At 68.5% G+C, this 12,824-nt stretch carries 14 protein-coding genes and 1 pseudogene; 7 read left to right on the top strand and 8 right to left on the bottom strand.

Annotation, left to right across the window (positions count from 1 at the left end):
* Positions 1 to 87: 87 nt before the first annotated feature.
* The gene (locus C5O79_RS26860) at positions 88 to 531 is read right to left on the bottom strand and encodes a DUF4902 domain-containing protein (RefSeq protein WP_047849719.1); all 444 of its coding nucleotides are present in this window, start codon (positions 529 to 531) and stop codon (positions 88 to 90) included.
* 73 nt (positions 532 to 604) lie between these two features.
* On the opposite strand from C5O79_RS26860, the gene C5O79_RS26855 reads away from it, so the two are divergent.
* On the top strand, positions 605 to 1,324 hold the full coding sequence (locus C5O79_RS26855) for an autoinducer binding domain-containing protein (protein ID WP_039344021.1): 720 nt from the start codon (positions 605 to 607) through the stop codon (positions 1,322 to 1,324).
* 49 nt (positions 1,325 to 1,373) lie between these two features.
* On the opposite strand, the gene C5O79_RS26850 is transcribed toward C5O79_RS26855, so the two are convergent.
* The 6 genes from C5O79_RS26850 to C5O79_RS26820 form a co-directional block, all read right to left on the bottom strand.
* Positions 1,374 to 2,081, bottom strand: coding sequence for an MgtC/SapB family protein (locus C5O79_RS26850; RefSeq protein WP_011354660.1), 708 nt, complete (start codon positions 2,079 to 2,081; stop codon positions 1,374 to 1,376).
* 303 nt (positions 2,082 to 2,384) lie between these two features.
* Positions 2,385 to 3,929, bottom strand: a complete 1,545-nt coding sequence (locus C5O79_RS26840) for a TolC family protein (protein ID WP_122476259.1) — start codon at positions 3,927 to 3,929, stop codon at positions 2,385 to 2,387.
* Positions 3,916 to 6,072 (bottom strand): FUSC family protein, encoded by a 2,157-nt coding sequence (locus C5O79_RS26835; RefSeq protein ID WP_131931894.1) that lies wholly within the window; start codon positions 6,070 to 6,072, stop codon positions 3,916 to 3,918. The genes C5O79_RS26840 and C5O79_RS26835 overlap by 14 nt, the downstream gene beginning before the upstream one ends.
* Positions 6,053 to 7,102, bottom strand: coding sequence for a multidrug transporter subunit MdtN (gene mdtN, locus C5O79_RS26830; RefSeq protein ID WP_046548156.1), 1,050 nt, complete (start codon positions 7,100 to 7,102; stop codon positions 6,053 to 6,055). The genes C5O79_RS26835 and mdtN overlap by 20 nt, the downstream gene beginning before the upstream one ends.
* A complete protein-coding gene (locus C5O79_RS26825; protein WP_047849722.1) occupies positions 7,099 to 7,392 on the bottom strand; it encodes a hypothetical protein in 294 nt (97 codons plus the stop codon). Before C5O79_RS26825 ends, mdtN begins: the two co-directional genes overlap by 4 nt.
* A 278-nt stretch (positions 7,393 to 7,670) precedes the next feature.
* Positions 7,671 to 8,012 (bottom strand): hypothetical protein, encoded by a 342-nt coding sequence (locus C5O79_RS26820; protein WP_052759323.1) that lies wholly within the window; start codon positions 8,010 to 8,012, stop codon positions 7,671 to 7,673.
* Positions 8,013 to 8,246: 234 nt separating this feature from the next.
* Here C5O79_RS26820 and C5O79_RS26815 point away from each other — a divergent pair, with 234 nt between their 5' ends.
* Entirely contained in the window at positions 8,247 to 9,395 is a 1,149-nt protein-coding gene (locus C5O79_RS26815) for a metallophosphoesterase (protein ID WP_122476255.1), read from the top strand.
* A 72-nt stretch (positions 9,396 to 9,467) separates the two neighbouring features.
* Here C5O79_RS26815 and C5O79_RS26810 read toward each other — a convergent pair.
* Positions 9,468 to 9,650: pseudogene (locus C5O79_RS26810) on the bottom strand (nitroreductase family protein); the annotation flags it as partial.
* Positions 9,651 to 9,757: 107 nt separating this feature from the next.
* Between C5O79_RS26810 and C5O79_RS26805 the strand changes: the two are divergent.
* From C5O79_RS26805 to tecA, 5 genes are all read left to right on the top strand, one after another.
* On the top strand, positions 9,758 to 10,363 hold the full coding sequence (locus C5O79_RS26805; protein WP_122476253.1) for an alpha-ketoglutarate-dependent dioxygenase AlkB: 606 nt from the start codon (positions 9,758 to 9,760) through the stop codon (positions 10,361 to 10,363).
* Between the two features lie 341 nt (positions 10,364 to 10,704).
* Positions 10,705 to 10,911 (top strand): hypothetical protein, encoded by a 207-nt coding sequence (locus C5O79_RS26800; protein WP_039344038.1) that lies wholly within the window; start codon positions 10,705 to 10,707, stop codon positions 10,909 to 10,911.
* A 356-nt stretch (positions 10,912 to 11,267) separates the two neighbouring features.
* Positions 11,268 to 11,585, top strand: coding sequence for a tetratricopeptide repeat protein (locus tag C5O79_RS38670; protein ID WP_236862334.1), 318 nt, complete (start codon positions 11,268 to 11,270; stop codon positions 11,583 to 11,585).
* 27 nt (positions 11,586 to 11,612) lie between these two features.
* Positions 11,613 to 12,008, top strand: a complete 396-nt coding sequence (locus C5O79_RS38665) for a hypothetical protein (RefSeq protein ID WP_236862333.1) — start codon at positions 11,613 to 11,615, stop codon at positions 12,006 to 12,008.
* Between the two features lie 6 nt (positions 12,009 to 12,014).
* Positions 12,015 to 12,551 carry a type 6 secretion system effector deamidase TecA gene (gene tecA / locus C5O79_RS26790; protein ID WP_226148131.1) on the top strand — a complete coding sequence of 179 codons (537 nt, stop codon included), beginning with the start codon at positions 12,015 to 12,017 and terminating at the stop codon, positions 12,549 to 12,551.
* The last annotated feature ends 273 nt before the right edge of the window (positions 12,552 to 12,824 follow it).

Genomic DNA, 12,824 nt, shown 5'->3' with positions numbered 1-12,824 from the left:
TCAACGGGATTGAAAACCGTGGCGCTTTTGCTTATAAAGAGCGCCAGCATCATGAAATTGTCAGAGGAATAGAGGCGCAGCCAGTTGTCACTGGAGCGTCGGACCGGCATGATAGGCGTCGTTGTGCCCGAGCAGTGCCGACGCGACCGCGGCAGCCCAGTCGATGCACGCGAGCCGTGCAGCGAGCGCGGCGGCGGTGCGGAACATGCCGATGTCGGCACCCGTGGCGTCGGTGACCATCACGTTGCTGCGGACGTCGCCGCCCGCGAGCACGAACGTGCCGGTCGCGCGTTCGAGGTACCAGTCCCAGCCGATCGTCACGTAAGCGACGCCGGCACTGGCCGGGCGATGCCATTCGGTGTAGCCGGCGAGGCGTGCGTCGATGGCGCTGTCGCGCAATTCCTCGAGCAGCGATGCGTCGAGGCCGCTTGCGACATGGTCGAGCGCAAGCACGGCCAGTGCGCCTTCTGACAGGCGTACGTAGCCGTCCGGGGACGGGCCGGGGACCGAGTGCAGCAAAGGTGAAGTCATGCGCGGAATGTATCAGCCTCGAACGGGTGCTGGAACCTGACAAGTATGACAGCGTGACGTTGTCGGAGAATGAATGGAACTGCGCTGGCAGGATGCCTATCAACAATTCAGCGCCGCGGAAGACGAGCAGCAGCTCTTCCAGCGGATTGCCGCCTATTCCAAACGGCTGGGATTCGAATATTGCTGTTACGGCATTCGCGTCCCGCTGCCCGTATCGAAGCCCGCGGTCGCGATCTTCGATACCTATCCGGACGGCTGGATGGCGCACTACCAGGCGCAGAACTACATCGAGATCGACTCGACGGTTCGCGACGGCGCGCTCAGCACCAACATGATCGTCTGGCCGGACGTCGACCGGATCGAACCGTGCCCGCTGTGGCAGGACGCACGTGATTTCGGGTTGTCGGTGGGCGTCGCGCAGTCGAGCTGGGCACCCCGCGGCGCGTTCGGCCTGCTGAGTATCGCCCGCCGTGCCGACCGGCTGACGCCGGCCGAGATCAACATGCTGACGTTGCAGACCAACTGGCTCGCGAACCTGTCGCATTCGCTGATGAGCCGCTTCATGGTGCCGAAGCTGGCGCCGGCGGCGGGCGTCACGCTGACCGCGCGCGAGCGCGAGGTGCTGTGCTGGACGGCCGAGGGCAAGACCGCGTGCGAAATCGGCCAGATCCTCAGCATCTCGGAGCGGACGGTCAACTTCCACGTCAACAACATCCTCGAGAAGCTGGGCGCGACGAACAAGGTCCAGGCGGTCGTCAAGGCGATCTCGGCCGGGCTGATCGAGACACCCTGACAGGAGGGCGTGAAGGCGGCAGCGCGACATGCGGCTGCCGCCACGCCGCTCACTCCATCATCGGCTCCGCTTCCTTCGCGGTCCAGCTCACGCTGGAAATGCTCTTCTCCATGCTCATCCGGCTCGCAATCTGCTCGAGCTTCTGCTGATCCTTCGGATGCAGCTTCAGTGTCGCGGTGACCTTCAGCCGGTCCGGCTGGTCGGGCACGTCCTCGCTCGTGAGGCTCTGGAACGACAGCGGCTTCGCATACATCGAGTTCGACAGCAGCGTGCGGATATGCACTTCGTCGGAGGCCAGGCAGATCACGGTGATCTGGTATTCGCGCACGAGATCTGCGTTCGATACCGGCGTCGCGTTGATCGCCTGGCTGACGCTGCGCAACAGCGTATTGGTGAGCAGCACGACGCCGGTGCCGGCGAGCGCCGGCACGTAATGACCGGAACCGGACAGCACGCCGACGGCGGCCGAGCACCACAGCGTCGCGGCGGTGTTGATGCCCTGGATCGAGCCCTTGTCGCGCATGATCACGCCGCCGCCGAGGAAGCCGACGCCCGACACGACGTAGGCGGCGATCTGCGTGACGCCCGCGACGCCGTTGCCGGTCAGCACGCCGAGCGTGACGAAGAGGCACGCGCCGCTCGCGACGAGCGTGATCGTGCGCAGGCCGGCCGTGCGCTGGCGCATCTGGCGTTCGATGCCGATGGCGACGCCGCAGGCGAACGCGGTGAAAAGACGGAGTGCGAAATCGAAAGTCATGGGTGTCCTGCCGTGCAAGAAGCGCGTGCCGTTTCGCGTCGCTGCGGCAAGGCCGAAGGCGACACGAAGATAGCCGTCATCGCGCGGTACTGTACCGCGCGAATGCGTCATTCAGTGTGAAACGGGTGGCGTGCGGCTCGCGGAACGCGAGCCGGGCAGGAGAACTGCGTCGGACAGGCGTTCAGGCGGCAAGCGGCGCACGCAACGGAGTGCTGCAACTGTCCACGATGGTTCCTGAAGGAAGAATGGGCGGCATTCTAGTGGGCGGCGAGCGCATGCGTCAACCGCCTCGCGGCGGCTGCGCTACTGCGCCGAGCCGATCGTCCCGGTCGCAAGCGCGAGCGCGGCAGCGGCCGACAACGCCCCGGCATAGCTGTCGACCTCCGCGTTGCGGGCGGCGAGCAACTGGCTTTGCGCGATCGTCGCGTCGGTGACCGACCCGACGCCGTTCCGGTACGCGGTCAGCGCCGCGTCGTAACTCGTTTGCGCGGCGTCTACGAGCGCCTTCGCGGCGTCGTGCGACGCCAGGCTCGTCTGTACCGCGTTTTGCGCGGCGACGACCTGGCGGACCGCTTCCTCCTTGGTCCGCGTGAGGCGCGCGGAGGCGCTTTCCGCGTCGTTGCGCGCCTGCATCAGCACCGCCGAGCGCAGGCCGCCGTCGTACAGCGGAATCGTCACGCCGAGGAACACGCCGCCGCCGTAGCGGCTGCCGTTCAGGTTGACGGTCGGCGCCTGGTCGCCGATCGCGGGCAGCGCGGAGATGGACGTGCCGCCGCTCGCGTACGACGTCGACGCGGACAGGAAAATCTTCGGCATGAACGCGGCTTCCGCGGCCTTGATCTTCGCGCGGTCGGCCTTTTCGAGCGCGAACGCGCCCTGCAGGTCGGGGCGGCGCGCGATCGCATCCGACACGATCGCGTCGACCGACGAGCCGAGCGAGGGCGGCAGCGGTCGCTTCGGCAGCGCGGCGACGGTCGGCTTCGACAGCGGCGAGATGCCGAGCGCGGAGACGAGGGCGAGGTAGCCGTCGCTCTCCGCGCCGTTCGCCTGCACGAGCGCGAGGTTGGCCTGCGCGCGGTTCTGCGTCGCCTGCGCGAGTTCGACGACCGTGCCGACACCGTGCTTGAGCCGCGCGCGGGAGGCCGCGAGGATCGCGTCCGCGTTCGCAAGGCCCTGCCGGGCGCTGAGCGCGCGCGAGCGTGCGGCTTCGTAGCGGTAATACGCGACGGTCACGTCGTGGATCACCTGCTGGTGTACGGCCGTGAACGCGACATTCGACGCGATCGACGCCTGTTCGGCCGCTTCGACGCGCGCGGCGCGGCCGCCGAAATCGAACAGCAGCCATTGCAGCGACAGCGCCGAGATGGCGCCGTGCACGGTGGAGTTGCTCGACGAGTCGCCGAGGAACGACGACGTCGACCCGTGGTTTGCCTGGTACCCGCCCATGGCCGTCGCGGACAGCTTCGGCAGGTAGGCGGTCTTGGCCAGGCCGACCGCGAGCGCCGCGTTACGCGCGTCGTTCCATGCGATGCGGGTCAGCGGGTTCGTCGATTCGGCGAGATCGATCAGCTCGGGGAGCGTGTACGCGTGCGCGGCATCGAGCGCGGCCGGCGGCGAGACGGACGCGAGCGCCGGCGACGCAGGCAGCGTGTAGTCGTGCGAACCTGGCGCGGACGCGCGCGGCGGGCCCGGCACGATGTCGCCTGCGGCGGACGTTTGCGGCTGCCACGGGCGGTCGGACGCCTCCGGCGCCAGATCGATCGACGACGTCGCGCAGCCGGCCAGCGCGACGGCGGTCGCGAGGGCGGCGGCGGCGATCGAGGCGGCCGGCGGTTCAGGTACGCGCATGGGGGGCAGGCTCCTTCGGTGTGGCTTGACGGGCGGCATCGGCGATGTGCGCGAGCCGCATGTCGATCAGGTTCAGCAGCGCGTCGCGTGCGGGGTCGGTGGGGGCTGCGCGCGGTGGGGTAGCCGGCGGCGCGGAGGGTTCTCGATGGGGCGCGGTATCGTCATCGCGCGGTTCGGTCACGCGAGCAAGCTGCGCGCCGATGGCCGCGTCGCCGGGCTTGCGTTCAGCGAGCAGGAACAGCGGCCCTTCGAGCGCGCCGAGTTCCGCGAGCGCGCGCCGCCGCGTGGCGAGCCACGAAGCGGCCGGCCTCACCCACGACGGTTCGTAGTGGACCAGCCCGAGCTCCTGCGTGATCGCGCCGTGGCGGGCAAACGCCTCAGCCGCGAGCGCGCGCCGCTCGGCCGGCTGCGCGACCTGCACGAGGCGCCGCCACTGGTCGATCAGCGCGGCGAGCCCGGCGTCGATCTGCTTGCCGATGCTGACGGGCCAGATGCGCGTGAACACGAGATACACGACGACGTTGCCGAGCAGGATGCCGATCGTGCGATCGCGCGCGATCGTCAGGTCGAAGCCGGGGCCGGCGCCCTGGATCACGCACAGGAAAAACGCGAACGCGATCTGGAAGCCGGCATACGCGATGCGTGGCGAGCCGAACGCGACCCACGCGGCGAGCCACCCGCCGGCGAACACCAGCGCCATCAGGTGCCCGACCGACGATAGCGACGGCACGACGAAGACCAGTGCCGCCGTGCCGAGCAGCGCGCCGACGATGCAGCCGAAGATCCGCAGCGTGAGCTTCTCGACCGTCTCGGCCGTCGAGCCGAGCGACACGATGTAGCAGGTGACGACGCAGGTATGGATGCCCGACCAGTCGAGCTGCGAATACAGCAGGTAGCAGAAGATCGCCGCGGCGGTCGTCTTCAGCGCGTAGCGTATGTGGTCGGGATTGGTGCGCGCGTCGGGCAGGAAGAAGCCGCCGCGCGGTGCGGGAGGCGGGGCAGTTGCCGAAGCCGTCGAAGCCGTCGAAGCCGTCGAAGCCGTCGAAGCCGACGAAGCCGACGAAGCCGACGAAGCCGACGAAGCCGACGAAGCCGACGAAGCCGACGAAGCCGACGAAGCCGACGAAGCCGACGAAGCCGACGAAGCCGACGAAGCGACATCGGTCGTTGCGGCTGGTTCCGCGAAATGCGTGATCGCCGCATGGAGATCCGTCGCAGCAACGCGCGCGAGCGGCAGCAGCGTGTGGGTCGGCGGCAGCGCGAGCGTCACGTCGACCGGGTAGCCGCCCTGGTCGAGGATGTCGGCCATCTCGTCGAGCGTCGCGGCGATCGGCATGGTGTACGCGTCGGGCAGCCGCGCGCCTGGTTCGCGATCGGCCAGTGCGACGCCGACGAGCAGCGCGGTGCTCGAAGCCACGGCCTGCCGCAACGCCGCGAAGTCGGCGGCGGACGACGAGCCTTCGAGTTTCGACAGCTTGAGCCACGTGAGCAGCTGCTTGTCGCCTTCGTGCAGGCTGGCGTTGAATGCGTCGCGCACCGCATCGTCACCGCGCAGCCGCTGCGCGGCGAGCCGCAAGCGCTTCGCGAGTTGCGCGTGCGCGAGTTTGCGCGGCGACGGCGCGATCAGCAGGTTGACGACGATCGCGACGCCGACCGGGATCGCGATCGTCAGCCAGATGTACAGCAGCGCGCGCGTTGCAGCTTCGCCGAACGGCGCGAGGCCGAGCTGGTCGAGCCCGAAGCCGACGATCATCGCGAGGATCGCGCCCACCGGGCGCAGCTTGCTGGCCGACGTCAGATAGAGGAGGCCGACCGACAGCACGGCCATGCACGTGACCCGCAGGATCGAATAGTCGATGCTGAAGATCGCGATGCCGAGCACGAGCCCGATCACGATCGTGACGATCACCAGCAGCGCGGCCGCGAGCACGACGCTCGTCACGCGGTCGGCGCGGATCATGAAGAACACGACGTACGCGGACAGCGCGGCTTCGGGCGTGCCGTAGGTGGCCGTCACGAGCGCGGTCAGCGCGCAGATCAGCGCGACCCGCACGGCAATCGACATGCGCCCCGGAAACGGCGCGAGCAGTCGCAGGACTTCGCGCGGGCCCGGCGAGCGAACCTCAGCGGCAGGCAGTGCCATGCCGGACCTCGACGATCGCGCTGGCGCCGACGCGCACGAGCTTGCCGTCGGGTTCGTCGAGCTTCACGCGCACCGGGAAGCGCTGCGCGACGTGCACCCAGTTCACCGAGTTCTGCACGATCGGCAGCGTGCGCGGCAGGTTGATGCGGGCGCTGTCGGCGATGCCTGCGCCGACGCCGACGACCTTGCCGGTCAACGGGCGGCTGCGGTCGATCATCGAATAGACGGTCGCGCAGTCGCCGACCTCGATGCGGCTCAGCGACGTCTCGCGGAAGTTGCCGACGGCGAACCATTCGCTCGCGTCGATCAGCGTGAAGATCGACTGGTTCGGCGCAAGGGTTTCGCCGGCGAGCACGCTCAGGCCCGTGACGAGGCCGTCGTGCGGCGCGCGCACGACGGTGTCTTCGAGCGCGTGCTGCGCGCGGGCCAGCGCGGCTTCGCGCGCATGCAGCGTCGCGATCGCGTCGGCTTCGTCGCCGATCGTCTGTGAGGACGCGCGCTGCTGTTCCTGCGCCTGCGTGAGCGACACGGCCGCGTCGCGCTGGCGGACCTTCGCCTGGTCGAACTGCTGCGCGCTGACGTAGCCTTGCGCGGCGAGCGGCGCGAGCCGGTTCACGTCGCGGGTCGCGAGGTCGGCGTTTTGCGTCGCGCGCTTGACCTGCTCGGCGGCCACGGCCGCGTTCGAGCGCTCGCCGATCAGCGAACGGCGGCGCGTGTCGAGCGATGCGCGCGCGAGTTCGAGGTCGGCCTGTGCCTGCGCAACCGTCAGCCGGTACGGCACGGGATCGATGACGTACAGCAGGTCGCCCTTGGCGACGCGCTGGTTTTCATGCACCGCGAGCTGCACGATGCGGCCGCCGACCGGCGACGCGACGTGCACGACGTCCGCGTCGATCGACGCGTCGTCGGTGGACGGGTAGGCCGTCGTGCGGTAGTACGCGTACACGAGTGCCGCGATGCCGAGCGCGACGATCGACAGTGCGATCACGCGGCCTTTGATGGAGGGGCGGGCGATACCGGCGGCCTTCATGCGAACGGCCCCGTGCCGGTGAGCCATACGATCACCGCGACCACGAGCCCGATCGCCGTGCAGACGGCCAACTGGTAGGGGACCGTCGTGGACCAGCCGGTCGCGACGAATACGCGGTGCGCGACGATCGCGCCGACGACGCCGACGATCGCGCTGACGAGCCAAAGCGGGAAATATGCGCCGAACAGGACGTACGATGGGGCGCCGCGCGATGCGCAGCCCGCGAGCGGCAGGGCTGGCGCCATGACGGCGGCGACGCGCAAGGGCGCGCGCGGCGTTGTTGTTCTCATGGTGTGACGAGCTCGACGTTGGGGGTGGATGCCGGGCGCGGCGCAATGTGGATCGTCGCGACCGGCCGGGCCGCGACGACGATTCCGGGATACGGAGCCGATAATAAATCAGCGCGATGCGGACCGCCAGCCACCCGCCCTGTACACCGTGGGGGGGATTGCTTGTCGGGGGGGGCGTGTCCGCACGGCCGGCACGGCGTTTCTGCAATGATGGTCGGACCGTCGCGATTCTGCCAGCGCAAGCTCACGTAGGGTTGCTAACGGACTGTAAAGGATCGTCAGACGAACGACGGGCGGCGGATTTGTCCCGTCGACAGCACGGAATCGGGCCGGAAACGGCCGATTGCCGTTCGAACGCAGGGGAATAAGGGGCGATCCGGCGGATCGGGGGCGATGTTGAAGAGTGGGCCGACCGGATTGCGTGTGAAGCGCGGCAGCGTGTCGCGATCGGTGACGCAGATCCGCGACGGGCGCTCGGCCTGAGTGGTCTGCTCGTTTGCTCGCCCGCGAGCGCGACGACGCACGGCGCCTTCGGGCAAGACGCAGACGTTCCCATCGATCATTCGGCCGCCGTTCTCGAAGCGGCTGACCTGGACGTGCAAGCGCAGCGTGCGCTGCATGTCGGTAAGGAGGCGTTTCAGGAAAGCATCAACGGCGCTCGTGTCGGACGGGTCGATGAAGCCGCGGTCGGGCGTTGCGCCGGGCGGCGTCGAAGCCCGGCCGGCGACCGGTCGTCACAGCCGCGATCTGTGTACCATCGTACGTATGGCGCGACGCGCGGCACGGAGCCTCACGGCCTCGTGCAACACGCAACGCGGACGCGGTATCGGTATCGCAACGAAGGTGAGTGTTCCATGCGAAGTTTCTTTGTCCGGTTCATTGCAATCGGCGTGCTGTTCCATCTGTACGTCGGGATTCGAATCATTCCCGATGCATTCACGTCGCCGGTCGCGCGGACGATCGCGGCGCTCGTGCTGGCGAGCTTCGTCGTGCTGATCCCGGTCGGCATGTTCTCGCGCCGCTTCGACGAAGGCTGGGCCGCGACGCTCGCCGGCTGGGCCGGCTCGCTCGTGATGGGCTTCTTCTCGTCGCTGCTCCTGCTGACGTTCCTCCGCGAATTCGTGCTGCTCGGCGTGTCCGGATGGCGGCATCTCGGGCACGACGGTGCGTGGCCCGGCGCGGTGACCGACACGGCGATCGGCGTGCTGGCCGGTGCGGTGTTCGTCACCGTGATCGGGTTCGTCGGTGCGCGCCGCACGGCGGCGGTCAAGCGCGTGTCGATCCCGGTCGCGGAGCTGCCGGCCGGGCTCGACGGGTTGACGATCGTGCAACTGTCCGACATCCACGTCGGGCCGACGATCAAGCGGCCGTACGTCGAACGGATCGTGCGCGCGGTCAACGCGCTCGATGCCGACCTCGTCGTCGTGACGGGCGACGTGGTCGACGGCTCGGTCAAGCGCCTGCGCGACCACACGGCGCCGCTCGGCCGCATGCAGTCGCGGCACGGCAGCTTCCTGGTGACGGGCAACCACGAGTATTACGCGGGCGCGGATGCGTGGATCGACGAGTTCCGGCGCATCGGGCTGACGGTGCTGCTCAACGAACACGTGCTCATCGAACATGACGGTGCGCACGCGGTGCTCGCGGGCGTCACCGATTTCACGGCGGGCGGGTTCGATCCCGCCCATCGCAGCGACCCCGTGCAGGCGCTGGCAGGGGCGCCGCGCGACGTCGGCACGAAGATCCTGCTCGCGCACCAGCCGCGCAGCGCGGAAGCAGCGAACCGCGCCGGCTTTACCGTGCAGTTGTCGGGGCATACGCACGGCGGCCAGTTCCTGCCATGGCCACCGTTCGTGCGGCTGCAGCAGCCGGTGATCGGCGGGCTGAGCCGCATCGGCAATCTGTGGCTCTATACGAGCCGCGGCACCGGCTACTGGGGGCCGCCGAACCGCTTCGGCGTGCCGTCCGAGATCACGCTGATCCGGCTGACGCGCGGCGGGTAGCGCACGTTCCCCCCGTTTGAGAAAGGCCGGCGCCGGCCCGTCATTGGCGGCACCGGCCCTGGTCCGCGGCCATCACTCGATGCGGGCGATGTCGTCGAAATCGAAGCGCGGGCCGAGCGGGAATAGGCCGGCCGGATCGCCGTGGCCGAGATTCACGAGGAAGTTGCTCTTGATCGCGGTGCCGGCGAAGAACGCGGCGTCGACCTTCGCGCCGTCGAAGCCGGACATCGGGCCCGCGTCGAGGCCGGGTGCGCGCGGCTACCTCTCATCCGCGAATGACAGCGCATGGCAGTGTGCGACGCCGTTGGCTAGTATGCAGGCATGCCCCCCGTTCGCTCCGTTCATCGCCCGTTGCTCCCGACATGTCGACACCCGATCTCTTCGCTGACACGCCCGCACCCGATGTGGACTGGTACCCGGACTGGCTGGCGCCGTCCGATGCCGATCGCGTGCTGGCCGCGTTGATCGGGGAAGTCGCGTGGCAGCAGGACACGATCCGCACGCCGCGCGGGCGCATTCCGTTGCCGCGGCTGACCGCATGGCAGGGCGAGCCGGATGCCGTCTACGTGTATTCGGGGATCCGCAACGTGCCGGCGCCGTGGACGCCGGCCGTGCTCGACTTGAAACGCGCGGTCGAGGCGACGTCCGGCGCGCGTTTCAACAGCGTGTTGCTCAATCGCTACCGCAACGGGCAGGACAGCCTCGGCTGGCATGCGGACAACGAGCCCGAGCTGGGCGATGCGCCGGTGATCGCGTCGGTGAGCCTCGGCGCGATGCGCGTGTTCGACCTTCGCCATCGCCAGACCGGTGTCACGCATGCGTATCGCCTCGGGCATGGCAGCCTGCTCGTGATGCGGGGCCGCACGCAGGCCGAATGGCAGCATCGCGTGCCGAAGGCGCCGGGTGTGCAGGGAGAGCGCGTGAACCTGACGTTTCGGCGCGTGATGCCGCTCGATATGGGCCGGTAACAAACGTCGTCGCAGAGGTGCCTTGATCGCCGGACGATTCGCGCCCCGTTTTTTGCGATTCATGGGCGATCGATACGGGCAAGCCGTCGCGTGTGCGGCACGTTGCCGCATGAGTGCCGAGCCGTGCACGCTGAAACGGCGCTCAGGCCCGTGCCATATGGGTTTCAGGAAAATTTGATCGACCGACCGGTTCCGATAGATGAGTGAAACCTCTGATGGTGCGTCGCAACAATCCTTGACTAGACTGTCGAATGGCAGAAGCGCGTCGCATCCCGGCGCGATCCTTTCGACATGCCCCAAGCGTTGCCGATGCGGTGCGCAAGGGGGCAGGAGCATAACGCGTGACCGTATTCGACCCTTCCTTCGAACCCTCGCTGCACGTCTTTGAACAAGACGGCGGATGGCAATGGGCGCTGACGGTGAAGCGGGCGACCGGCGTTGGCGTGAAAGTCGTTGCGTTCAGCCGGGAAGGCTTTCGCGGCGAATCCGAGGCCTACGCCGCCGGCCAGCTCGCCCGCGCCGAGTATGACGCCGCCGTGACGGCCTGACGTCGTCACGGCGATCCCGCCCGCCCGAGGTTCGTCTTCATCGCTTGCCGCCCGCCGCCGGGTGGTGCTTCCCGATCGTTTTCAGTTTTCCGTCGCCTGTCGCGCTTCGCGCGACCGTGCGTGCGGCGCGCTTGCGCGCCCGTCCGCCCGAGCTCGCCGCGCCAAATGGTCCGTACCATTCGACTCGTGTGTGCCATACGCCACGCTCAACGTCCCTGCACGGCGTCGGTCGCGCCGGCGATGCGGCACGGAAATATCTTGCGGTGCTCGCGGAGGAACCCGATCATCCGCAGGCGCTGCACCTGTAGGGCGTACTGCAGTTACAGCGCGGTGCGGCCGATCAGGCCGAAGCGCCGGTGCGCCGGTCGATCGCGATCGCGCCGGACGTGTGCGCGCTGTCGGATCTCGGTGCGATCGTCGGCGAGCGCGGCCGCATCGACGAGGCGCTCGGCCATTTCGCGACCGTGCTGCAGGCGACGCCCAACGACGTGCAGACGCTCGTGCGCCACGGCAACACGTTGATGGGCCTGCGCCGCTACGACGACGCGCTTGCGTCGTTCGATCGTGCACAGCGGAGCGGTGTCGCCGCGCGTGCTCGACCCGCTCGGCCGCGCATTGATGGTGGATCCGCAATCGTTCGAATCGTGGTTCAACCGTGGCCTCGTGCTGCGTGAGTTGCGGCGCGCAGCCGATGCGCTGCATTGCTTCCAGCTCGCGATGATGTGCGCGGCAAGACGCCCGATATCGTCTACGCGTGCGGCTATACGCCGATCGAACTGGGGCGTCCGGCCGAAGCGCTGGCGCGTCTCGACGAAGCGTTCGCGCGGATGCCGGACGAGATGCAACTGCTGTTCGTGAGTTGTGTCGCGCTCGACCTGCTGCATCTGCGCGACGAGTTGCGGGAGCGCAGCGACCGGCTGCTGGTGCGCGACCGCGACAATGTCGGCGCGTGGGGCGGCCGCGGCAACGCGCTGCTCGGGTTGAGGCGACACGAGGAAGCCGCTCACGGCGACGCGGCGCGATCGCCTGCGCCGCTATCTCGAAGCGCGTCTGCCGTGACGCACGGGGCCGTGCGCGGAAGTGGCGCGATATCGTAATAACATATGACGTTATTGCGTTGGCGGGACGATGGCGTCCTGCTTCTTCACAAGGAGCCACCCATGCAACTCTCCCAGCTAGGCGGGCATGTCGCCCAGTCCGGTTTCGCCGAACGACAGAAGCACGCCCAGGCGCTGATGTTCGGCATGGCCGACATCAACGAGTATGTTTCCGGCGGCGTCTGCTACGACGCCGCGGCTTATGTCCGGTACCTGCTGCGCAGCGATGCGATGATCGCGCCCGGCGCGCTGCTCGACACGATCGGTCAGCACTGGCGAACCCGTTTCAACTTCGAGACCGGCGGTGAATGGGACGGGCGCGCGAGCATTCCGGCGGGAACCGCGGTCGGCTTCTCGCGCGGCGGCACGGTCTTTCATGCGGCGATCGCCGTCGGCGGCAGCCGGATCCGGGCGATCAACGGGGGCCGCCTGGGCAGCGGATGGATGTATGCGGTCGACCTCGCGCGCGTGCTCGAACCGGACGCGGCCGGCGGCTTTACGTACGACCGCGCGAACATTCGGGTTCACCTGTCGCGCCTGTAGCCTGCGGGCGTCCCGGCGCAGCCTGCCGCGCCGGCCGCGATCCGCCGGCCGCTCGCCGTGCACACGGCTTCCTTCCCGCGATGCCGGCCATTCCGGCATGGCGTGGCGCTGTCCATCGCTGCTATCCTCTCGACCGTGATTGACTCTCCACGGCGTCGCGATCCGCATGCTGCGGTGCGGCGATGCACGCGGGTGTGAACCCCGTGCGCGCTGAGGTAGCATGACTGAATATCCACGACGATCCGTGACCTGTTTCGTGACTGATTTCCTTCC

Origin of the sequence: Burkholderia sp. SRS-25 (assembly GCF_004343765.1) — a bacterium.
GTDB classification, from domain to species: Bacteria; Pseudomonadota; Gammaproteobacteria; order Burkholderiales; family Burkholderiaceae; genus Burkholderia; species Burkholderia contaminans.
Note: the sequence above shows the minus strand (reverse complement) of the source record. Positions and strands in the feature narration are given on the sequence as shown.